At 32.4% G+C, this 23,471-nt stretch carries 24 protein-coding genes; 7 read left to right on the forward strand and 17 right to left on the reverse strand.

Features of this window, described 5'->3' with window-relative positions; all coding sequences use genetic code 11:
- Window position 1: 1 nt before the first annotated feature.
- From atwA to IJI93_RS06790, 11 genes are all read right to left on the reverse strand, one after another.
- Window positions 2–1,603 carry a methyl coenzyme M reductase system, component A2 gene (gene atwA / locus IJI93_RS06740; protein WP_292821488.1) on the reverse strand — a complete coding sequence of 534 codons (1,602 nt, stop codon included), beginning with the start codon at window positions 1,601–1,603 and terminating at the stop codon, window positions 2–4.
- A gap of 73 nt (window positions 1,604–1,676) precedes the next feature.
- Complete coding sequence (locus IJI93_RS06745) at window positions 1,677–2,387, reverse strand: tRNA-dihydrouridine synthase (RefSeq protein WP_366513289.1); 711 nt, start codon at window positions 2,385–2,387, stop codon at window positions 1,677–1,679.
- A gap of 29 nt (window positions 2,388–2,416) precedes the next feature.
- Window positions 2,417–3,178 (reverse strand): GTP cyclohydrolase III, encoded by a 762-nt coding sequence (locus IJI93_RS06750; RefSeq protein ID WP_292821492.1) that lies wholly within the window; start codon window positions 3,176–3,178, stop codon window positions 2,417–2,419.
- A 21-nt stretch (window positions 3,179–3,199) separates the two neighbouring features.
- Complete coding sequence (gene cofD, locus IJI93_RS06755; protein WP_292821494.1) at window positions 3,200–4,105, reverse strand: 2-phospho-L-lactate transferase; 906 nt, start codon at window positions 4,103–4,105, stop codon at window positions 3,200–3,202.
- Between the two features lie 8 nt (window positions 4,106–4,113).
- Window positions 4,114–4,878 carry a coenzyme F420-0:L-glutamate ligase gene (locus tag IJI93_RS06760; RefSeq protein WP_292821496.1) on the reverse strand — a complete coding sequence of 255 codons (765 nt, stop codon included), beginning with the start codon at window positions 4,876–4,878 and terminating at the stop codon, window positions 4,114–4,116.
- A gap of 33 nt (window positions 4,879–4,911) precedes the next feature.
- Window positions 4,912–5,541: an IMP cyclohydrolase gene (locus IJI93_RS06765; RefSeq protein ID WP_292821498.1), complete on the reverse strand. Its 630-nt coding sequence runs from the start codon at window positions 5,539–5,541 to the stop codon at window positions 4,912–4,914.
- A gap of 12 nt (window positions 5,542–5,553) precedes the next feature.
- Window positions 5,554–5,964, reverse strand: a complete 411-nt coding sequence (locus IJI93_RS06770) for a biopolymer transporter ExbD (RefSeq protein ID WP_292821500.1) — start codon at window positions 5,962–5,964, stop codon at window positions 5,554–5,556.
- Between the two features lie 8 nt (window positions 5,965–5,972).
- Window positions 5,973–6,812, reverse strand: coding sequence for a MotA/TolQ/ExbB proton channel family protein (locus tag IJI93_RS06775; RefSeq protein ID WP_292821502.1), 840 nt, complete (start codon window positions 6,810–6,812; stop codon window positions 5,973–5,975).
- Between the two features lie 91 nt (window positions 6,813–6,903).
- Window positions 6,904–7,518: a ribonuclease HII gene (gene rnhB, locus IJI93_RS06780; RefSeq protein ID WP_292821504.1), complete on the reverse strand. Its 615-nt coding sequence runs from the start codon at window positions 7,516–7,518 to the stop codon at window positions 6,904–6,906.
- 48 nt (window positions 7,519–7,566) lie between these two features.
- Entirely contained in the window at window positions 7,567–8,640 is a 1,074-nt protein-coding gene (locus tag IJI93_RS06785; protein ID WP_292821506.1) for a rod shape-determining protein, read from the reverse strand.
- Between the two features lie 2 nt (window positions 8,641–8,642).
- Window positions 8,643–9,281: a hypothetical protein gene (locus tag IJI93_RS06790; RefSeq protein ID WP_292821508.1), complete on the reverse strand. Its 639-nt coding sequence runs from the start codon at window positions 9,279–9,281 to the stop codon at window positions 8,643–8,645.
- A 390-nt stretch (window positions 9,282–9,671) separates the two neighbouring features.
- Between IJI93_RS06790 and IJI93_RS06795 the strand changes: the two genes are divergently transcribed.
- From IJI93_RS06795 to IJI93_RS06810, 4 genes are all read left to right on the forward strand, one after another.
- Window positions 9,672–10,367, forward strand: coding sequence for an archaetidylserine synthase (locus IJI93_RS06795; protein WP_292821510.1), 696 nt, complete (start codon window positions 9,672–9,674; stop codon window positions 10,365–10,367).
- Between the two features lie 61 nt (window positions 10,368–10,428).
- Entirely contained in the window at window positions 10,429–11,583 is a 1,155-nt protein-coding gene (locus tag IJI93_RS06800) for a DUF515 domain-containing protein (protein ID WP_292821512.1), read from the forward strand.
- Window positions 11,584–11,620: 37 nt separating this feature from the next.
- Complete coding sequence (locus IJI93_RS06805) at window positions 11,621–12,343, forward strand: class E sortase (RefSeq protein ID WP_366513288.1); 723 nt, start codon at window positions 11,621–11,623, stop codon at window positions 12,341–12,343.
- Complete coding sequence (locus tag IJI93_RS06810) at window positions 12,343–12,717, forward strand: dihydroneopterin aldolase family protein (protein ID WP_292821516.1); 375 nt, start codon at window positions 12,343–12,345, stop codon at window positions 12,715–12,717. Before IJI93_RS06805 ends, IJI93_RS06810 begins: the two co-directional genes overlap by 1 nt.
- A 1-nt stretch (window position 12,718) precedes the next feature.
- On the opposite strand, the gene mfnA is transcribed toward IJI93_RS06810, so the two are convergent.
- The 3 genes from mfnA to rplJ all read right to left on the reverse strand — a co-directional run bounded on the left by mfnA (window position 12,719) and on the right by rplJ (window position 16,884).
- Entirely contained in the window at window positions 12,719–13,876 is a 1,158-nt protein-coding gene (gene mfnA, locus IJI93_RS06815) for a tyrosine decarboxylase MfnA (protein WP_292821518.1), read from the reverse strand.
- A gap of 59 nt (window positions 13,877–13,935) precedes the next feature.
- Window positions 13,936–16,212, reverse strand: coding sequence for a phosphoenolpyruvate synthase (gene ppsA / locus IJI93_RS06820; protein WP_292821520.1), 2,277 nt, complete (start codon window positions 16,210–16,212; stop codon window positions 13,936–13,938).
- A 189-nt stretch (window positions 16,213–16,401) separates the two neighbouring features.
- Window positions 16,402–16,884: a 50S ribosomal protein L16 gene (gene rplJ, locus IJI93_RS06825; protein WP_292821522.1), complete on the reverse strand. Its 483-nt coding sequence runs from the start codon at window positions 16,882–16,884 to the stop codon at window positions 16,402–16,404.
- A gap of 211 nt (window positions 16,885–17,095) precedes the next feature.
- Between rplJ and IJI93_RS06830 the strand changes: the two genes are divergently transcribed.
- Together IJI93_RS06830 and IJI93_RS06835 are read left to right on the forward strand one after the other, a co-directional pair.
- On the forward strand, window positions 17,096–17,323 hold the full coding sequence (locus IJI93_RS06830; protein ID WP_292821523.1) for a KEOPS complex subunit Pcc1: 228 nt from the start codon (window positions 17,096–17,098) through the stop codon (window positions 17,321–17,323).
- Window positions 17,324–17,464: 141 nt separating this feature from the next.
- Window positions 17,465–18,427 (forward strand): hypothetical protein, encoded by a 963-nt coding sequence (locus tag IJI93_RS06835; RefSeq protein WP_292821525.1) that lies wholly within the window; start codon window positions 17,465–17,467, stop codon window positions 18,425–18,427.
- Here IJI93_RS06835 and IJI93_RS06840 read toward each other — a convergent pair.
- A complete protein-coding gene (locus tag IJI93_RS06840; protein WP_292821527.1) occupies window positions 18,407–19,501 on the reverse strand; it encodes a nucleotidyltransferase family protein in 1,095 nt (364 codons plus the stop codon). The two genes, IJI93_RS06835 and IJI93_RS06840, sit on opposite strands and share 21 nt — an antisense overlap.
- Window positions 19,502–19,588: 87 nt before the next feature.
- Between IJI93_RS06840 and IJI93_RS06845 the strand changes: the two genes are divergently transcribed.
- A complete protein-coding gene (locus IJI93_RS06845) occupies window positions 19,589–20,845 on the forward strand; it encodes a dihydroorotase family protein (RefSeq protein ID WP_292821529.1) in 1,257 nt (418 codons plus the stop codon).
- A 44-nt stretch (window positions 20,846–20,889) separates the two neighbouring features.
- On the opposite strand, the gene IJI93_RS06850 is transcribed toward IJI93_RS06845, so the two are convergent.
- Complete coding sequence (locus IJI93_RS06850) at window positions 20,890–22,125, reverse strand: 4Fe-4S binding protein (RefSeq protein ID WP_292821531.1); 1,236 nt, start codon at window positions 22,123–22,125, stop codon at window positions 20,890–20,892.
- A gap of 21 nt (window positions 22,126–22,146) precedes the next feature.
- Window positions 22,147–23,471 (reverse strand): Ni/Fe hydrogenase subunit alpha (locus tag IJI93_RS06855; protein ID WP_292821532.1); only part of this gene is annotated, 1,325 nt, incomplete at its 5' end.

Raw genomic sequence — 23,471 nt, forward strand, 5'->3', positions numbered from 1 at the left:
ATTATCTGTTTTCTTTAAGCATATCTTCTTTTTCATCTGGAGTTAATTGTTGAACTATTTCTTCAGGAGTACCAACATCTAATATTTTACCCCCTCTCATTAAAGCAGCCCTGTCACAAACATCTAAAACAAAGTCCATATCGTGAGAAATGATAATAAATGTTTGTTCTAATTCTTCACGAGCTTTTAAAATTGAATCAGTTACAACAACACGAGTAACAGGATCCATAGTACCTGTTGGCTCATCCAAAACAATAAGATTAGGTTCTTTGATTAAAACCTGTGCAAGAGCAACCCTATGCTTTTCCCCTACACTTAATTGATCAGGGTATTTATCAAGGATACTTGTTGCAACAGCATCGGTAAATCCAACTGTAGTTAATGCATGAATAGCCTTAATCTTACCAAATTCGGCAGGCAAGTTTAAACTGATTGCATCAGTCAAGTTACCTAAAATATCCCTGTGAGGATATAATGAATACTCTTGATGTAATAAACCAATATAAGGCATAATACGACCACGATTAAGAGGTCCGACTTTAGTCATGTCAATCCATTCATCACCAAGCTTAATTTCAATATTACCGCTACTTGGTTCAGTCAATCCCATCAACATTCTTGTAGTGGTTGTTTTACCAGAACCGCTCAAACCTACAATACCGAAAATCTCCTCTTTGTTAATGTCCAAGCTAATTCCGTCAACAGCTTTTACAACTCCTCTTTCGATAGAATAATAATGCTTTTTAACATCTTCAAGAATTACTTCCTTTTCACCGAATTCAGGAACTTCAGGTTTTTTAGGAATAGGAACTGTTTCCATGAAGTGGTCAACAATCTCGTGTGGTTCTCCCTCTTCTTTAATTTGGCCATCTTCTAACCAGATAACACTATCCGCGAGTTCAGTCATTACTTCCGGCCAGTGAGAAGTGATTAACATGGTGATTCCTTCATCTTTTACTCCTTCCTTTAAAGTATTGTGAAGTTTAACTGCAGTTTGTGGATCCAAAGTACCTGTTGGTTCATCTGCTAAAAACATCATTGGACATTTAGCCAATTGTCTTGCAAGAACAACTCTCTGCTTTTCCCCACCACTTAAGTCACGAGCGATATGGGTGATCCTATGGTTCATTTGGACCATTTCTAATAATTCCAAAGCAAAGTATAAGCCTTCTTCATAGTCCATATCATCAGGAATTGCCCTCATAACATTCTCAATTACAGTTTCTTCATCATACAATGCGAAGTTACGTTGTAACATGATGGAAATTCTTCTTTTAATACTTGCAAACAATTTCCTTTCAGCATTAAAGAAATCTACTTCCTTAGCTTCTAATGTTGCGCCGCAAACACATTTTTCTCCGACGTGAGATGGAGAGTCAACTGCCAAACAATCTGGACATACAGCAATATTCATGATAATATTACCTGCATCAGGCTTATAATCCAATGTTCCCCTAAGCATATTGATTAAAACAGATTTTCCACTTCCACTACGTCCCAAAATACCTAATGTCTCTCCTTCATTAATCTTTAAATTAATATCTTTAAGAACATCAACACCATCGAAAGTTTTTGTAATATTCTTAAGAGTTATAAAATCCATGAAATCACCTATTAAAATATTTTATATTCTAAACCATTAATAATACTTTCTAATAACAATTGTTTTAAAAATATTAAAATTGAGAAATATTAAAGTCTAAATTACCAGAAATAACTGCACGAGCTATTGAAAAACCATAAACCCCCGTTTCAATCATTTTTTCAATATTGGCTTCGCAATTTAAAGAATTATTTCCGATTACTTTAATTTCAGTACTATCACAAATTTTTTTTACAAGATTATAATCAGCATCAAAAATATCTTTTTTCATGGCATCAATATGTAAATAGTCCGCACCTGCATTCTCAATTTGTTGGGCAACTTTTATCGTATCAATCCCTTCAACATTGGCTCTAATCTTTACTGAAACTTCACAGTCGACATTATCAACAACTTGAGATACGAAATCGGCTAAATCAGCTCGTTTTAGCATTTCCTGCCCACAACCAATAGCTACAATTTCTTCTTGGCGACAATGACAATTAATTTCAACAATATCCAAATCCTTAATTTTTCCAACTTCAATTATCGGTTGCGGAGTTGTTGCCCTTACATTTGCGGATACTTTTACGTTATCATGAACTTTTTTAATCGAAGCAATTTCATTTTCAATATGTGAAAAAATCTCATCTAAAGGAAAATCAAATTCTTTCCTTCCCCTTTCTACAATTTTTTTGCTTGCTTCAATTGTAGGTTGATCTAAACTATATCCCCCCAAAGTAGCTACATCAAAACCAAATGGAATAACTCTGTTCAAAAATTCTGAATTTGAGATTCCTGCCATTGGTGCAACTACTTTCATCATAATTTCACTTAATATTCTTTTTCAATTACCCAAGTCCACATTTCATTATTTTTGGCACGGATTTCTTCAAGCCCAATATCTGCCATATATGCTGCATCTTCAGCATTTTTACCTCTGCCAATACCTGCCTTAAGTTTTATGCCAATTTCTTCATCAATTTCAATCATTATCTCTTCAATTTCTTCTTCGGATAATCCATTACATGGAGACATGAAATTATCTCCACCAATAAAGAATAATAATGCTCCTTTTTTAATCAATTTAGTCATCAAATAATGTTGAGCTTTATTAACCATGAAACTTGTATCAAAAGCAGATTCAATGTCAGTCAATGTTTCAGTTACACTATTAATATCAATGTGAGCTGCTTGAACAAAGCTATCTTCTTCACTGACTAAACTATCAATAGCCAAAATTTCTTTTCTTTCACCAGACTGAGCGCTACCTGCTTTCTGAAGAGCAATGGTCGCTAATTTTTGAGCTTCATGAGGAGTTTCAGCAGCACCCACACCCATACTTATAGTAATAGGATATCTATTTCTGATTGATCTTTGAATTCTTAAGTGATCTTCTTCATCAAGACCATTGGAAATTGCAAGTAAATTATCAAATCTGGTAAAGAAAACTAAACCTTTCTTATTACCGAAATGATTATTTAAATCAGCAAATAAATTAGCTTGAAGCATTTGTAAATCAGATTCTGTACGTGGCCTTGGAGTTACAGTCCATGGTCCGTAGTTGTCAATTTGTATTAATGTCATTTGTATCATTTGATAATCGCCCCTTTTTTATTAAGGAATACTATCTATAATTGTTTGTGCCAAATTTTTTTTAACACCTAAATTATTCATTATAGTATTTGTAATTGTTACCTTATTAACTATTTGCTTTAATTGTTGTTTTTTATCAATGTCTTTATCATCAATTACAATATTATCTAAAAAGTCTTCATATAATGATGCCACACCTATTGATGAAACATCAATATTGAGTGCCTTCATAAATTTACTGGCCGGACCTGAAACAGAATCAGAGCCAATAATTGGAGAAACTGCAACAACATAAGTTTCATTTAAAGCATCTTTAACACCATCTAAAGATAATATTGGTGAAATTGAAGTAATTGGATTGGAAGGACCAATGATAACTGCATCAGAATTTTTTATAGCATCTATAACACCTTCAGCAGGAGAAACATTAGAAAATTTAATGTCTAAAACTTCTGGCTCGGATTGGTGCTTAATTAAAAAATCATGGAATTCTAATTCACCCATATCAGTTATTATCTTAATATCAGACTGTTCATCACTCATAGGAATAATTTTAGATTTGATTCCCATATTTGTAGCTTGAATTTCAATTGCTTTTGAAAGATTATATTTTTCCATCAACTGAGTCTTTTGAATTTTAGTAGCTCTATCAATATCGCCAATCCTAAGTAATTCAGGGCAGCCAAGCTCCTTTAAACGTTCATGAGTGATAAATGTATCTCCTTTAACACCATACCAAAATTCATCATTAATCATGTCTGCCATTGTATACAAAACTGTATCAACATCGGCTGAAACATAAATACCGGAAAAATAATTATTTTCCAAGGTATTTACAATAATTGTTAATTCACTTGGGTCAACAATTTCCTTTAACCCTTGCAATAATTTTGGAGTGCCAGTACCCCCAGAAAAAACAGTAATCATAATATCACTTACTTTCTAAATACATCAAATTCTTTTGGCATTATGATTGATTTCATATTACTGTCGGCATTTCTCAATACATCAAAACTACTAAAACCCCTTATTAAAACAACAGGGAGTCCTTCATCAGCTTGTCCCATAATAAGTGAAGCGGCAGCTGCCAGCTCATCTGCAGTTGCAATCTCAGTAGTTTCTAGTTCCCGGCCATATAAATCCTTTTCACCAACTCTTCTCCAAAGAGGAGAAATTCCTGAACATCCAATTGCAGTTCCAATAGCCCCGAATCTAAATGCCCTGCCTTGAGTATCAGTGATTATGACTGCAATTTCTTCTCCAAATTCTTTTTCTAAAAATTCTCGAATTTCAAAAGCAGATTTATCTGGACTAATAGGCATAGGAGTTGCCAAACCATCAGCCACATTAGATTCATCAATTCCTGCATTTGCACAGACAAAACCATGTTTAGTTTCAGTTATAATAAAATTAGGTCCAACTTCAACAACTTCATTAGATTCATTTAAAATAGCTTCAACTAGTTTAGGATCTTTTTTAGATTTTTCAGCCAAATCAATTGCCAATTCTGAAGGAGTTAATTCATCAATCTTTATAAAATTTCCTTCAGATTTTGAAATTAAAGTCTCAGCAATTAAAATAATATCCCCATGATTTATAGAACATCCTTGTTCAACGATTGCATCCTTAATAATCTGTGAAATATTACTATCACTATCCACAATTGGAATATTCTCTAAACCGATTAATTCAATTGTCATAATATCATCATTAAAAATTAAAAAAAATAAAAATTATGGATTATAGACATCAATAGTCCATTCTCCATCAAAAACAGCAGCACAAGATGTTACTGGTTTTTCATAATTTGCAAATGTGCCTTCATCAAAAATAAATTTAGCAGATTCAGTAGCCCCTTTTGCATCAAATTCCACTTTATCAGGTACCTGACTACCATATGTTGAAATAAAAGCCGCATCACCAAATGGAACCGCCTCAACTAAAATTTTATTGTCATTAACAATTCCAATATAACATTCATATTCATCTTCCGCATCAGTTGATGTGACAGCACCAGCTATTCTTGGAGTATTATAATCATCTTTTTCATAATCCATAGTAAGCAGTGAATATGCCATAGCATCCCTAATGTTCATACCTAATGCTATTTTATCTGCAATAACGTCAGTTTGAGAACCATTGGATATAACAGCTACACCATCTACAATGCGAAGACAATTATATGCAATATAAGTATTTTTATAAATATCGTTTTCAAAACCTTCTATCGGAACAATAGCTGCGCGATTCTCAAATTTTAAACATTGCCTGTTAGGAAATGAACGACTTGATACACGATATGCCACAAAAGGTTTACCATCATTGTTCATACCAACTGATAATATTCTCCCAGTATATACCATAAAATCCCTCCTTTAAATATTAGGACGTTGGACAGCTTTTTCCGGAGATATCCCCGCAGGGGTAGTGATAATTATCTCCCCAGGTTTAATGATTATTTGTCCCTCATCCATAACTTTTGCTTGAACACCAATTGCACTACCCGATATCAGATTTGACATATCAATACCATTAACAGTAACCTTATTAAGGTTAGCTACCGGCACAATATAATATTCCTGGTCACCAGAAACATCAGTAACATTTGGTTTCCCGCTTGAATCTGAAGCATCAGCATCATCAGCTTGAATATCAGTAGCTGAAAAATTACTTGTAACAACTAAAAAGATCATTATAGTGAATAAAATATCGATGAAAGGAACTAAGTTTATACTTGGTTTTTGATCAATAACCTTCTTTTTGTGTTTTCTAACATCAATAGCCATTGTACCACCTATTGTTTTAGTTTGCTTTCAGTAATTTCAGCATTAACATTACACTTTTCTAAAATAATATTTGAAATACTTTTATCCAACATGCTCGGTTTAAATGAAACTTTAATATTGGCATAAGGATCTGAAATCAATCTTGTATTTACAACACCTTCAGCCTCTTGAAGAGCTTCTAAAGCGCATTCCACATTAGAATCAACTCTAACCTTTACAACTGCATAACCCCAATTAGTCATTTTTGTGGCAAGCTCAATTTTATCCATTTCCGCTTCAATTAATCCTTGAATATAAGTATACAGCGGAAGTAAAACAATAGCAACCAAAAGACCCATGATTGTAGTGGTTAATGCAATATAAATACCTTCAGCCATAGCAGCTGAATCCGGATGTACTCCCAAAGACTTGAATGTCATCCAAATACCTATAACTGTACCTATTAATCCTAAAAATGGAGCTAACTCAGTTAAAGTCTTAAGAGTATTCAATCCTTTAGTCATCTTAGCAACTTCGACTATAAAAATTTGCTCCATACTTTCTTCAACTTCAGTTTTATTTTTATAGCCTATTTTTAAAGTTTCGGAAATAATCCTAGAAATAGGATTTTTAAACCCGTTGATCTGTTTTAAAGCTTCAACAGCCCCACCTCTTTCCATAGAAGCGGTTACAACACCAAATATTTCAGTGGTGTCAACTTTACTAATTCTCTTAAGATATGCTATTTTTCTAATAGAAATAATGAGACCATAAACCCCTACAAAAAGAATAATATAAGTTATAAGGCCCCCCTGAGTAAAAATATCCATCATTCCATTAAAAAATGAAGTAATATATTCAATAATCATATTTATCCTCTATTTTTATCCCATCTGAAAAAATGTATAGAAATAGATTTATTAATACCTATACTTAAATATTATTTAAAAAATCGAAAAACTATTTCATTTTAGATACTGTAGCCCAAGACCTTCTAACAAAATCAGGCATTTCATCATAGGTATAATTTGTTAAAAATTCCTTTGTTGTTGGGTCTGATGGATAGCCCGAACCAATACCGCCCATTTTAATATATTCATTATTAATTTGTGAAATTTGAGCATCTCTTTCGGCTTTTGCTATGATTGAAGCCGCACTTACTTGAATATACTTATCATCAGCCTTATGCTCTGCAATAACATTAACTCCAGTTGATTCACAGAGATTATTTTGAAATCTCTCAGCTTTTACATCAACCGCATCAACAATAGCTTTTTCAGGATGCAATTTAATAATTAAATCCCTCATAGCATTTTTTTCAATATCATTGAGGTTGACACCATCAGCCCTCAATTGATCAATTTCTAAAGCTGAAATCACAACAATTTCATATTCAAACATCTTTTTTAATTTTCTAGACAAAATAGTTCGTCTATGAGGAGCTAATCTTTTTGAATCCTTGACTCCCATTCGTTCAAGAACTTTCTCCATTTTTTCAGGAACGATTACTCCTGCAATGACCAATGGGCCTAAAACAGAACCTCTTCCAGCTTCATCAATGCCTAAAATATCCATAAAAATCAATACAAAAAAAGTAAAAAAAAAGAAATAAATTAATAAAATTTATTTCATAGCCCTAAGACGGACTTCAGGTTCTAATGCAAGCGGTTCTGCAGCAACAATAGCAGTACCTTTTGCAACAACAGTCATCGGATCTTCTGAAATTTCAATAGGAATAGAAATTTCATCAAATATTCTTTCTTTTAATCCTCTGAGTCTAGAACTTCCACCAACTGCAACGGCATTATTATAAACACCCATCATCAATTCCGGAGATAATCTTTCTAAAATTACATTTAATCCGCCAACAATTTGTTGCATATATGGTTCTACAGCATCAGCCACCAACATTGAATCAATAACAACTTTTTTAGGCCTGTTAGTTTCTAAAGATTTACCAATTACTTCAACACTTAAGTTTTCATGCTGTTCACTACTATGAACCATACCAACTTCAATTTTTGCGGATTCTGCATCATGAATACCAATAGCTACATCATATTTTTCTGCGACAAGTTCCACTATTTTATTATCAATATCATCTCCACCGCACCTAACGGTTTCAATGTCATTAATACCACCAAGAGAAATAATCACAATATCGGTTGAACCTGCACCAATATCAATAACCATAGTGCCGTTTGGTTCGGCAATAGGTAAACCGGCACCAATAGCTGCTGCCAATCCTTCACTAATAACTAAAATATTTTGAGCACCAGCTTTTCTTCCAATCTCTTCAGCAGCATTCTTTTCCACTTCAGATGCATCACCAGGAATTCCAATGACTATCCTACCAACACTTTCACCCTCATTAATACCAATTTGCATTGCTTTAATGAGTAATGCCTGTGCTTGGACAACATTTTCAATAACTCCTTTTTTCAAAGGCCTTACAGCAAGAATATCTTCAGGGGTTCTTCCAAGCATTCTTTTAGCTTCTTCACCAACAGCCAAAACTTCAGATGGATCATCCTTTTTAACAGCAACAACAGATGGAATCTGATATAAATCAAATTTATCTCCTGAAGGTTTTGCAATAACGGTGTTTAAAGTTCCTAAGTCAATTCCTAAACTATTGCTAATAACTCTAGTATTAGTAACTTGTGGTTCTTCCTCATCTTTTCCAAAAATATTCATGATTATTCCTCCGTTACAATATCTTTAAAATCTATAACGAAAATTTTATTTGATGTAGCAACACTTTGAACCTTTTCAACATAAGCGTCATTATCAACTGAAATCAAAATTGTTGACAAGACAACTTCATTTGCATTATAGAATGGCTTCAAAGCAGATTTGATGAAGTTTGGTAATTTTACTTCATTACTTAGATCAATATCAATGAAACTAGTAGTTTGGGATTCTTGTAATATGGCAAATGAAATTTTTGATTTTTCTATAATTGATACAAAATTTCTTATTACATCATCAGGAGCAACAAGAGCCATTAAATTAGGCTCTTCAGTTACAAGATTACGAGGAATGCTAATAAATGCACCTCCACGTTTTTCAGTTTCCCTTTTGAAATCAATTATGCTTATTGAATTGCCGTGAAGCATGATAAAATCAAATTTTTTATCCAATTTGCCTTTTTTTAATATAACATGTTCCCTAAATAAAATCTTAACAATATGATTTGAAGCAATAGCCTTATAAGCCATATTATCAATTAATTTCGCATTACCTGCAATTACGCACCAACTTTTTTCAATTTTATAATTTTTATCTGTGGTGATTCTTGCAGCTTGCCTCAGAACACGAATATTATCTTCAATCATTTAACTACACACAATTATATTAATCTAATATCATTTTACTCAATAGAACAATTAAATAAATTAAAAATACAATTTCAAATTTATAATCATCTATAAAGTCTAACAATTAATATTTTTTTAATCTATTATTATATATATTTTATCTATCACGGTCATATATTGAAAAATAAATTAATAAATTATACCTTTTAAAAATTTAATAAACAAATCAATATTTAAACTAAAAAACTAAAATAATCTCTAACTAAATATTAAAATAATAAGTAAATAATTTTTTTTATAGAAAAATAACACTTATTAATAATTAAAAATAAATATAAATTATAATAACACAAAATACAAGAAAAAGTTAATAAGAAATGAGTTGAAAAGTATTACTGGAGTTAAAACATGCAAATTGAAAAAACAAATATTCAAAATTTTTTAGCAATATCAGACTTCGTATCCTTATTGAATATGAGTTCTGGATTTTTATCAATAATATGTTCCATTAATCATAATTTTGAACTAGCTGCAATTCTAATGATTATTGCAATCATGTTTGACTCCATAGATGGTTGGGTAGCTCGAAAAACAAATAGACAAGATGATTTAGGATTTGGAAAAAACATTGATTCACTTTCTGATGCCATATCCTTTGGTGCGGCACCCGCAGTATTTATTTATACAACAATCAACACCACATCATTTGCATTACAGTTAATTGTAATACTTATTAGCTTATTAATTGTTGTTTGTGGAGTTTTAAGACTAACAAGATACAACGTAATAGCAGACCATATAAAAATAAGTGGTTTTATTGGATTTCCCATTCCGGGAATATCCCTAGTATTAGCAACATATTACTTAAGCGGATTATATAACAGTTATATTGCGTTAATATTGAGTATAATAGTTTCACTACTTATGGTAAGCAATATCAAGTATCCTAAATTCTCAAATATGCCGATAATCACAATATCCTGTATATTGATTGTATTAATAATTCTTCCAATTCCAACTACAATTTACAATATTAATGTACCTGCATTAATATTATTATTATTCTGTCTATACTACCTCATTAGCAATTTAATTAAAAAATGAGACCAATTACTCCTATTAATTAAATTAACCATCTATAATTTATTAAAAAGGAGTATTTAATATGAATAATAAAAAACCAAGAGATCCATTATATCCCGAAGGTTTCGAAAAGATTAATAAACAAAAAGAGACCTTACCAAAACCAAAACCCAAAGATGATTTATCACTGCTGAAAAGATTTAATCGTAAATTAGGAGTGTATTTAAGCCCCAGTACAACCGATATAACTGAAAACGAAAAAAAGAGGAAAATTGGAATTATTATTACTCTAATGATTTTATTTACTTTGATAATCTCATCATATTACTTTATTGTATATGAACCATTTCAAAAAGAATTATCTTTAGAAAAGACTACCAAACTGAATGAGCTTCATGAATTATATTCCGGAGCACTAACCACATCACCAAATGCAATGATGTTGGAAAATAAAATAAAAGATGGGAAAAGTATTGAGGAAGTTGAAATGATAAATGTCCTAACTCCCGCAACAAAAGATTGGAAATCATACCATTCTAAATCAATTCACACAAATTTAGATAAGTACAATAGAACAATGGCCGTTTATTCCAACGAAAGTAAAAACATAATAATGTCTGAAAGTGAAGCGATGAAAATTGTCAATGGAAATGATGCGAAGATTTTATCAAAAATACATTTTGAAAAACCAAATACCGTTTCAGTTCCCATTTTAATTTCAAGGCTTCAAGCAGGTGCCGGTTTGATAAATGTCGGAAGCATCGTGGATATATACACAAATCTGAATGATACAGATGGAAATTTTACCTCCAATAAAACAAATCCTGACATTAGCGGCTGCACAGTATTGTCGATAATGAGATACGAAGAAAGCGGAGAAGTGGATTCTCAATATTCAAAATCAAATATGATTGTAAAGGGGAACAACTCCAATCCTCAAGAAAACACTAAAAAATTTTCATCAAATGTGTTGGAAATAATCAAAGGAAGCATTATGAAGGGATATAGTGAAGATGAAACTTTTGAAATGCTTAAAAACTATGGAGTGAAATTATCCAATTATGAAAGGCAAATAAATTTAGGCGATTTGGATGCGCAATATATGATTTTAATTGAAACTCCCCAAGATAAAGTAAATTATGTACTTAACAATATGGAGAATATTGTATTGACAATCCCCACAACCAATGCGCCTGATTGGATGATAAACGAAATTAGTTCAACATACAAAAATTAAGAAAAATATATATTAAAATATAACAAAAGTGATTATTATGAAAAAGCCAACTATTTCAACTATAATCATAATAATCTGTATACTAATAATAGGGCTCTATGCAATGGGTGAAGTCAATTATTTTTCATCTAAAATAGTGACTGAAAGAAATGTTGAATCTCCAATCATAATAATCCCATCTATTGGTGTTGAAGAAAAAATAAACAATGTATCACTTGATCAAGGAGTCATGCATGAAATTACATCATATACGCCTACTATAGGAGATACTTTAATATTCGGACATAGGACTCTGCAAGGTTCTCCATTCTTAAGACTTAATGAACTTCACGAAGGGGATGAAATAATCTTAGAATGGCCAGGAATTGGAGAGATAACCTATACTGTAGTGAGCAGCACTATAGTTCCCGCAACCTATCAGCTTGATGCCCAAGAAGGTGGAACAAGTTTGTATTTAATCACATGCGATCCAATTGGTTCAACAGAAAACAGATTAATTGTTGAAGGACAATTACAAGCACAAAACCCTATAAATGAGCAAATATTGCAAGATAATCCTCAGGAATCAAATGCATTAATCATTACAGCAATATTCTTAGTCATAGGCCTTATATTTAGCTTTATATATCCTAAAGACAATAGAATATACATATTAGCCACAGTGCTAATAATATCTGCAATTCTTTTCTATTTCTGTATTAATCCAATCCCTTCAGAAATAATTTACGATAAAATCAATTTCTTAAATGGGGGATTATAATGGATGTTGATAAGACATACTTTTCAAATATAACTTACAGAGAAAGAGCAATATTTGAAGGCGCAATTAGTATGGGTGCATTATTCCACCAATTTGTCGGAACTCCAGTTAATAAAAACACCAAAAAAAGTTTAGAAGTTAGTATGGAAGAGTCCTTAAAACTGCAACCAGCAATTGAAGATGTTAAAGTTGAAATTAGGTTTGACAAATTAGAAGAGTCCATGACTGAATTTGACTATACTTCCCTAACTGGAGATATGTTGGATGTTAAGATATTTACAAAAGTGGAAAATGTTAAAGCAACTATAAGAATTGAATTCATTGAAGAATTAAACTATCCATTAATGTATGTTGAAAAAATAGAAGAATTATAAGTTAGTAGATTTTTTCCAAATCTCCTAACAATTCTTTTAAATGACTTTTTTTAAGATGATTCATCAAAACGATACGAATTGCACAAGGGCATTTAGCAACAGAAACTTTCCATCCTAATTTTTCTAATTTTCCTGCAAATTCGTGAGCTTCAATTTTAGGATGATTAAATGCCAAAATGTTCAATTCAGGTTCACAAACAACATCATATCCCAGATTTTCCAAACCCTCTTTTAAAAAGTAAGTGTTTTCCATTACCTCTTGAGCCAATTTAGAATATCCTTTTTTGCCAAAATAATTCATAATGGCATAAGTGGCCGCAGCAGATGCACCTAAACGAGTTCCCACAATTGTTGATTGAGTTTTTACAGTCAGATATGGTGAATCAACAGCCATGACCTGAAGATATTCTTCTTTTCTGAAAATAATTCCACCAGCAGGTATAGGTGCCAAACCCATTTTGTGAGGATCTACAGTAATAGAACAAACACCCTCAAGCGAAAAATCAAAAACAGGCAAATCATATCCTGCTTCTTTTAGAAATGGAATAGAAAAACCTCCAAATGCTGCATCAACATGGAAATAAATATTATTTTCATGAGCTATTTTAGAAATCTCTTCAATCGGATCTATTAAACCTAACTCAGTTGTGCCTGCAATAGCTACAATAGCAACAGTTTTATCACTGATTTTCTCTTTTAGTGATTCAACATCTATCTTATAATTATCATCTAATTTTGCCTCAACAATTTTTAGATTTAACATGTCGGCCGCTTTTTTGAATGAAAAATGAGCAGAATCAGGAATGATTATTTCACCATCAATTATTCCTTTGTATTTTCTTGCATGATTCCTGGCGGCACGAATAGCCATTAAATTTGCTTCAGTTCCACCAGTGACAATATTACCATAAGCTTTATCCAAAGAAAGCAAATTACCAATAGATTGTACAACTTCTTCTTCAAGATGTTTAGTCCCCTTAAATAATCCGGGATCTCCCAAATTAGTATCCAAAAATTTACAATAAACCTCTTTTGCAAATGGATGTGCTTCAGTACACATGGAACCCAAAATTCGTCCATCCGCATAATCATGGTCTAATTTTTTAATTTCAGATAGCTTTTTTAAGATATCTTCTTTGTCCATTGGTTCGTCTTTCATAAAATAACCTGATTTTTAAAAGAATTAATAAAAAATAATAAAAAAAAGAAAAAATAAAATTATTCTAGACTTTTACGAGCGGCGTCAAGAATAATTTTTTGCTCTGCACGAGCAACAGTTTTTCTAACTTCTTCTACAGCATCTGCATTTGATGAAACACTTGTAATTCCAAATCCAACAAGTTTTTCAACAATGTGTGGAACACTACCCGCTTGACCACAAATACTGCATTTAACACCTGCTGCAACACATTTCTTAATTGTTCTTTCAATTAACTTCATCACTGCAGGGTGCTCTTCAGTATAGTGTTTTGCAACAAACTCATTGTTTCTGTCAACAGCAAGAGTGTATTGAGTTAAATCGTTTGTTCCTAAACTTACAAAGTCTATTCCGATGTCAATATACTCATCAATCATTATTGCTGCAGCAGGAATTTCAACCATCATTCCAAATTCAACATCTTTTTGAGGTTCCAAACCTACTTCGGAACATAATGCTTTAGCTTGAACTAATTCAGCAGGACTTTGTGATAATGGAATCATAATGCCAATATTGGTGTATCCTTTTTCATGTAATTTTTTAATCGCTTTAAATTCACACTTAAGGATTTCAGGTTGGTCAAGTTCTCTTCTAATTCCTCTCCAACCAAGCATTGGATTGTGTTCTCTAGGTTCGTTTTCCCCACCTTCTAATGTAATGAATTCATCAGTTGGTGCATCTAAAGTTCTGTACCATACCGGTTTTGGATAAAATGCATCTGCTACAATCATAACATTCTCTGCAATAGTATCAATCAATTCATCTTCCCGACCATCTGCAATAAATTTGCCCGGGTGAATACCTGCAGTTAACATTAAATGTTCAGTTCTTAAAAGCCCAACACCATCTGCACCCGTAGCGGCTGCCCTTTCTGCAGCTTCCGGCATACTTACATTAGCCTTAACTTCAGTTACAGTTAAAATTGGAGCTGAACCAACATTTGCTACAACAGGTGCTTCTTCAGCATTAGCTTCGGAAATACCATCAAATACTAATCCTTTTTTACCGTCTAAAGTAACTCCAGAATTTTCTTTTAAGGTAGTTGTAGCATCACCAGTACCTACAACACAAGGAATGCCGAGTTCACGGGAAATAATGGATGCATGACAAGTTACTCCCCCTTCATCAGTGACAATACCGCTAGCCCTCCTCATAGCAGGCACCATGTCAGGAGTGGTCATGGTTGTAACCATAATATCCCCCTCTTCGATTTTATCCAATTCATCAATATCTAAAACGATTTTTACATTACCAGAAGCCATACCTGGACTTGCTCCAAGACCCCTGACAAGAACATCACCTAAATCAGATGAATCATCATCTTGTGAAGCATCCGCATCACCTAAAGTAGTAATAGGTCTTGCTTGCAATAAGAATAAATTACCATTTTCAAAAGCCCATTCTGTATCCATTGGTTCACCGTAATGAGCTTGGACTCTTTTACCCATTTCGGTTAATTCGATGAGCTCTTCATCAGATAAAACTCTTTCTTTTCTTTTATCTTCAGCAACGTCCACTTTGATACTGGTACCATTCTCATCATTAGTGTACATTACTTTCTTATCACTGATAGTGACGTTGATGATTTCATTATTCTTTTTATCAACTTGATAATTATCAGGAGTCACATCTCCAGAAACAACCGCTTCACCAAGTCCCCATGATCCTTCAATTAAAGCAATTTCTTCACCAGTGGATGGATTTACAGTAAACATTACTCCTGCTTTATCTGCATTTGCCATTTTTTGAACAACAACTGCAATGTAAACTTTAGAATGTTCGAAATTATTTTCTTCCCTATAGAAAATTGCTCTTGCTTCAAATAAAGAAGCCCAACATTTTCTAATATATTCCATCACTTCATCATTACCAGAAACATGTAAAAAAGTATCTTGTTGACCAGCAAAGGAAGCTTCAGGCAAGTCTTCTGCAGTAGCTGATGAACGAATAGCTACATCTGTATCATCTTCACCAACCCTAGTACAAAGTTGATTATAAGCTTCAGTTATTAAGGTAATCATATCTTCTGGAATAGGAGTTTCATTAATAATAGCTTTAATTTCTTCAGAAGCCGCTTGAAGAGCTTTAGTATCATTAATATCAATTTTATCAAGAATATCCATTACTTGACCGTTAATTCCAGAGTCTTCCATGAACTTTTCATAAGTTTCTGCAGTTACTACAAAACCTGGTGGTACAGGAATGCCTGCTTGAGTCAATTCACCCAAATTAGCTCCTTTTCCACCTGCAATTCCAATATCAGATTTGTTCAAATCCTCAAATTTTACAACATACATGAAAAATAACCTCTTGGTTTGAAAATATTAATAATATTGACAAAGTTTAGATAGTAAAAAACATAGCCAATAGTATAATAATATCTTTAAATTTTAATCTTTAAATATTTAATTATAAAAATAAGAAAAAATTAGTAAAAAAATAGTTATAATAAAAAAAAATAGAAAAAGAGTTTAGTTAAAATAAATCTATTTAACTAAATCTGCACCTTTGTCGACAACAATTTTACATGGAACCGGTAATTTCATACCTGCTCTTTTTAATGCAACTTTAGCTTCTTCAAAGTTTTTTTCTTGACAATCGATAGTAACAATTCTTTGATCTTTTTTAACAATAGCTTCAACACTGATAGGTTTACCGAAAGCATTTCTCATACCACTTTGTACCCTATCTGCACCTGCACCAGTTGCCATTGGATTTTCCCTTACAATTTGGTGAGGATAAACTCTTAATTTTAAGTGGTATCCCATTCTACCAGCAGCCCTTTGCATTAATCTGTTAGAAGCAATCCTTGCAGCTTCTAAAGAATTGTGTCTGATTTGAGCTGGTTTTTTAACAGCTAAACTTACAGAAACTGGAAATTCATCTCTTAAATTCCCCATATCGTATTGAACGATTCTTGAATTTGGGGTTTTTCTAATATAATCTCTTCTTGTATAAGCACGAACCATAATTATTCCTCCGAAATAAAAATAACATGTTAAAACATGTTTAATTAAAAAATAGCTACGAATAAATTATTTTTCCAAAATAGCTATATAAAAATTATATCGTAATATAATAGAATACTTAAATATATTAATTTAGTTATTAATAAAGGTTACCCTATTTTTCAAATTTTAATAACAAAATTATATTAAATACAATAACATAAATAATTTTATGAAAATAAACTGCAAGATTACTTTCATATATAACAATGATCATGACGCAAAATCAGTGTTTAATTCCTTGGAAGTGGATAATGAAGATTTTCTTGAATCCGAATTGTGTGGAAATAAAATTAATTATAACATTACTTCCAAAAAACTTGGAAGTTTTCTTTCAACAGCAGATGATTTAATATCATCAGAAATAGTATCTGAAAACATAATCAAAACAACAAAATAAAATAATCTTACCTTTTTTTATCAATATAATAATTATTTTAGAACTATTTTTTTGAAAAAAAGATTAAAAATAGCAAGTTTTATATAAATAAAAAAAAATATATTAAATTAATATTATTAATTGTTTAGAGAGTGTTAAATTATGACATGTCATTACCACCCTGAAAGAGAAAGCACTGATAAATGTGCGATATGTGGAAAACAAATTTGTAAAGAATGTGGTTTAGAGATTGCAGGTAAAGTTTATTGTAAAGATTGTTTGCAAAAAATTGTGGGTGTTGGACTCGATGAAACAACTGAAAATCAACCAGTAGAAGATCCAATATCTGAAACTGAGTATTTACAACCAGAAGATATCTATAGCCCACAAGAAGAAGTTGTATCTACCAAACAAGAACCAATCGTACAAGAATATCAAAAGATTGATGAAGATTCACCATATAATATCAAAGACAATATTGGTGCAGGAACTCTCGAATCATCTTACCTTCATGAAGAAAAACCTCAAGCTGCCCCAATTGAAGACCAAGCAGAGCAATCTGAGACAATAGTTGAAGAGGAATATGACATCATATATCCTGATCATTCATACCAACCTGAACCAACTAGCGCAAGATTGGATTTGGAAGACAAGTATGAAAAATATTTGGATGACTTGTACTTTGATGAAGCTCCTTTAGAAGAACAGCTTGCAAAAGATGAAGAAAAATTTGGTTCCTTAACTAAAAAACCTAAAAAAGCTAAACCTAAGGAAGCACCTGCAAAAGAGCAAAAAATGGCTAAATCTCAAAGACCTGAAACTCCTGAAGAAATGGAAGCTAGAATTAGGGCTGAAATTTTACAAGAATCAGGGCTTGCATCTAAAGTTGAGGATGACACTGAAAAAAGCATTCATAATTTAAACTATCAAGAAGAAAAAGAACCTATGGGCATTGTCGATATAATCCTCACAGTTATATTGATTATTGTCATCCTAATTGTAATATACTACTTAATTTACTTATTCCTATTACACAATAGTTATCCTACATTTATGGATGCGGTATTCGGACTTAAAAATCCTCAAAATGTTATTAATAATCTTTTAAGTAGTGGTCCTAAATAATGAAATATTTTCATTATTTATTTTTTCTTTAAAACTTTCTAAACACTCTTTATTTTTATATCCTAAAATCCGAATATTTGATGGGTATTTCTCAATATATTCGGAAATTCTATTTTTTTCTATTGGAATTTCTAAAATACTCAAAATACGTTCCTTAAAATGTTTTGAAAATCCAAATAAAATTGATTCTTTTAATTCATCCAAATTATCAAATGGCCTATTATCAACAATATTTTTAGCAAGATTATCATTAAACAAATTCAAATCAATTAATTGATCATATGAATAACTGTTAGCTGTTTTTAAAATTGAATCGACATCCCTAATTCCATAAATAATATCATCATTTTTAATTGCCTCTTTTAAAACTTCAACTGTTTTTGCAGGCATCATGTCTAAAACATCATTAAAATTATCTTCAAGAATACTTTGTCTTATTGAGGTTCCACTAACTCCTTCAATCCTCTCAACAAATAAAAATTTATTTCTATAATCAAATCCTATTTTTGATAGGGAATTAGCAAATGAAGTAATTACATAATTGTCCTCTTCAAGTTTATCTTTCAAAATAACTTCACCAGTAGTTTTATCAACAATTTTATAAGGTTTTGGAGCAATATGATGTCCTAAATTAATTCTTTTTAAAATCTCATCCATCCCATCAACTTTTTTATATCCTCTTGGAATATATGATGTGTTCAGTGCCTTAAACATTTTGCAAAGACATAACGAATACTGACCGGAGCCCATAATCCCCATAGGCGGACCTTCAACAACAATATCTGCCCCAACAGAAATTGCAATTTCTGCCCTAAGTTCCCTTGGCAATATATATGGAATACCTCTACCACTTCTTTCAAATAACCCCGGTACAACAGCGACAAATAATGCATCAGGAAAATGATGTTTTGCAGTTTTCATGCAATGAAAATGACCGTTATGTAAAGGATTATATTCTGTAAAATCTGCAACTAATTTAATATCAGAGGATGTAGTAGAAATTTTACATTCACTATTCAAATCTTTTGAAAATAATTCCATATCTCTTTTAAGAATATCAGAAACTTGAACCATAAATAAAATATAATTTTCAAATTAAAAAAAATTTATGTTTCATTAAAAATATATACCTAATAAGAAATAACTTTAGGAGTAAACACAATGGATTTGGTTATAAAAAATTGCAAATTAGTTGATAAAATCGGAGAGTATTTTATAAAAGTTGATGATGGAAAAATAACTGACATCTCAAAAAAACCCCTAAAAGCAAGTGAAACAATAGACATTGAAAACAATTACATACTTCCAGGATTTATTGACCCCCATATACATTTTAGAGATCCGGGGCTAACCCAAAAAGAAGATTTTAAAACCGGAAGTTTAAGTGCTGCTAACGGCGGTTTTACAACAGTATTTGATATGCCCAATACTCTTCCTAAAACCAACACCTATAATGCACTCAAAGAAAAGATTAACATAGCCAAATCAAAATCCGTTGTTAATTTTCAACTTTTTGCAGGAACTAACTCCTTGGATGAAATGGAAAAAATGATTGAACTGAATCCGATAGCATTTAAGATATTCATGGATTTGGAAAGTGATGAACAACTTAAAGAAATATTCCATAACTTATCTGTTCTAAAAGAAAAAACCTCATACAGCGGCCTTGTTGCAACCCATTGCGAGAAAAAATCAATTGTAGAATTTGAAACTGAAAGATTAAAAGAAAAAAATGAAAATAATGCTATTGACTACAGTTATGCAAGACCTGCTAAATCAGAAGATGAATCTGTAAAACAAGCAATCAAACTTGCAGGTGAAAATAATTTATCATTACATATCTGCCATTTAAGTTCAAAAAAATCACTTAGTTTTGCAAAGGAAGCTAGTAAAACTCAGGCAATAAGTTGGGAATTTACACCGCACCATTTATTACTTGATAATGATGCTTATAATGTATATGGAACTTTCATAAAAACAAATCCTCCACTTCGAGAAAAGAAGGATAGCGTAAGAATCAGTGATTTAGATGAAACTTCCATAATCGGAACAGACCATGCTCCTCATACTCTAGAAGACAAACAAAAAGGTGTATGGAATTCATCACCGGGAATTCCAAATCTAGAAACAGTAGTTCCACTTCTTTTAACTGAAGTTAATAAAGGAAACCTTGATTTTAAATTAATTCCTAAAATATTATCTCAAAATGCGGCCAATATCTATGGATTAAATAATAAAGGAAAAATAGCTATTGGAAAAGATGCTGACTTTACTGTTGTTGATTTAAAAAGAGAAGGTACTTTCAATATTGATGAATTTGAAACAAAAGCAGAATACTCTCCGTTTGATGGTGAAAAATATATTGGAATGCCTGTAATGACAATAGTCAACGGAAAAACAGTAGTGGATAAAATATAACTAATTTTTAAAAAAAAAGAAAATAAAAAGGTGTGTTTTCACACCTATTTATAACATAATGCGTCTTCTGGACATGCTTCAATACATTGACCACATAAAGTACAGAATCCTGCAATTGGTAATTTAGGATTTTCTGTTTTGTGGATCATGTCATATGGACATGCATCGATACAGTCACCACATTGGTCACATTTAGATGGGTTGAATGCAATTCTGTCTCTAACAACAGGTTCGCCATCAATAGTAACTTCATATTGTTCAACTTTTAAAGCATCGTTAGAACATACTGAAGCACAAGCTCCACATCTAATACAACTAGTGAAAGATGGTTCTGCATCAGTTTCTACTAAAGCAGGGCAGGACATACCAGTTTTGGTAACTACACGAATAGCTTCAGTAGGACATTTGTTAGCACATGCACCAATGAAATCACATTTTTCAACATCTCTTCCGATACCTTCAGCATCTACAGGAGCACCTTCACCCCATTCGACTACGATATCTAATGCGTCAACAGGACACATTTTTACACATAAACCACATGCAGCACAGACACTAGGAATAGCAACAGTTAAACTGGAACTGTTTGCTGAAATAAAGTCTCCAGGACATGCTTCTACACAAGTGTTACAACCGATACATTTAGCTGAATCGAAAGTGAATGATTCGATTTCTTTAGTACGTTTGACAGGTATTTTTTCGGAAATGAAAATTGCATTCCAAGGACAGGTTTGTGAACATAAACCACATCTGATACAATCGTCATTTACAGTAATAGGACTTCCTACTTCTTCAAGTGTAATTGCGCTTACAGGACAAGGATCAACACAAGTTCCACATCCAACACAATCTTTGATGTAAACAGGACCTTTGCCTTTGAGGTCTAATTCATATTCAGCAGGTTCTTTTACACCAGAAACTCCGATTACATCTACCGGACAAATGTCAACACATTTTTGACACATTACACAGAAACCTTCAACTTCTTTTAATTTTTCGCCAGTGACTTTAATAGTTTCTTGTGGACATACTTCTTCACATTTACCACAGGAGTCACATAATACAGAGTTGAATACTAATCTTGCTTGTTCAATACCTTCAGCAACTTCGTATTGTTCAACTTTAAGAGCTCCGTTAGGACAAACGTCAGCACATTTAGGTTCTTCACCACAAGTGTCACAGTGAATAATTGCACTAGGTGTTACCTCAATAGCTGATGTAGGGCAAGTACCTTCACAAGCACCACATTTTATACAGCCATCTTCATTAAATACTATCATTTGTAAAAAACCCCCTTAAACTTAGAATTTTTTAATGAGGTTTCCTTCACTGTCTACAATATTTACTTCAGCTAATCTCATTTGACTATCCATTGAGTGGGTAGCACAAGATAAACATGGGTCGTAAGCTCTGATAACCATTTCCATTAAGTTGAAAATGCTGTCATCTACTTCTACACCAGGTTTGATGTAATCTTTAGCAACTTGGTGAATACCCATTTCCATAGCTGGGTTATTTTGGATTGTAGCTACAACAATGTTAGCATAATTACATAATCCATTATCATCAGATTCGTAATGGTGGATTAAAGTACCACGAGGAGCTTCTACAATACCTACACCTTTACCTTCAGTTCTTTCTAATTCATCTGGGAATTTTTTACCGGATAAATCTTCTTCTAATGCAGCAGCAGCACATTCAGCAGATGCTAACAATTCAATGAGTCTAGCATAGTTGAATAATAATGGTGCTTGTGCATAGCCGAAAGCATCACGGAAAGCGTTAAGAGCTTCTTGTGCGAGAGGTGCTTCTTTAGGCATTTGATCACAAACGTTAATCCTGGATAATGGTGCAACTCTGTAAATACCTTCTGGGTATCCCATATCTTTAATGTAAGGGAATTTTAACCAGGAGTAAGGTTTTACGTGTTCAGCAACATAGTCAGTGTACTCTTCGTTTCTGTATTCGAACATGTCACTTCCATCTTTGTCTCTGAATCTGATGTTACCATTATATACATCCCAAGTTCCATCAGGTTTTACAGTACCACAGTGTCTAGTGTCACCGAAGTTACCTAATGAAGCGATTAAATCAATGTTTTCTTCAAATACAGGAATAGCTAAGTCTAAAGTAGCTTGTGCTAATTCTACGTTTTGTTTTGCTCTTTCAAGTAAGTCTTTTTGAGTATCAGCGTCTAACTCGGTAGAAATACCACCTGGAGTGGATGAAGTAGGGTGAATAGGACGACCTCCTATTTTTCTAACCATTTCTAAACCGTTTCTTCTGATGTTAATTGCTTGAAGTGCAATTTCAGGCATGTCTTTAATAACTTGGAAAACATTTCTAGTTCTTCTAGTTCCGTTAGGGATTATTAAATCTGGTGCAGCTAAGAAGTAGAAGTGAAGAGCGTGGGAGTGCATGTAGGAACCCCAGTTCATAATTTCTCTCATTCTGTATGCAGCAGGTAAGATTTCATAATCATCGAAACCGAAAATTTGGTCAACTGCTTTAGCAGCTGCTAAGTGGTGTTGTACATCACAAATACCACAAATACGAGGTACTAATCTTGGTAATTCTTCTACAGGACGACCTGTTAAGAATTTTTCGAAACCTCTGAATTCCATAA

This window comes from Methanobrevibacter sp., assembly GCF_017431965.1.
Taxonomy (GTDB): domain Archaea; phylum Methanobacteriota; class Methanobacteria; order Methanobacteriales; family Methanobacteriaceae; genus Methanocatella.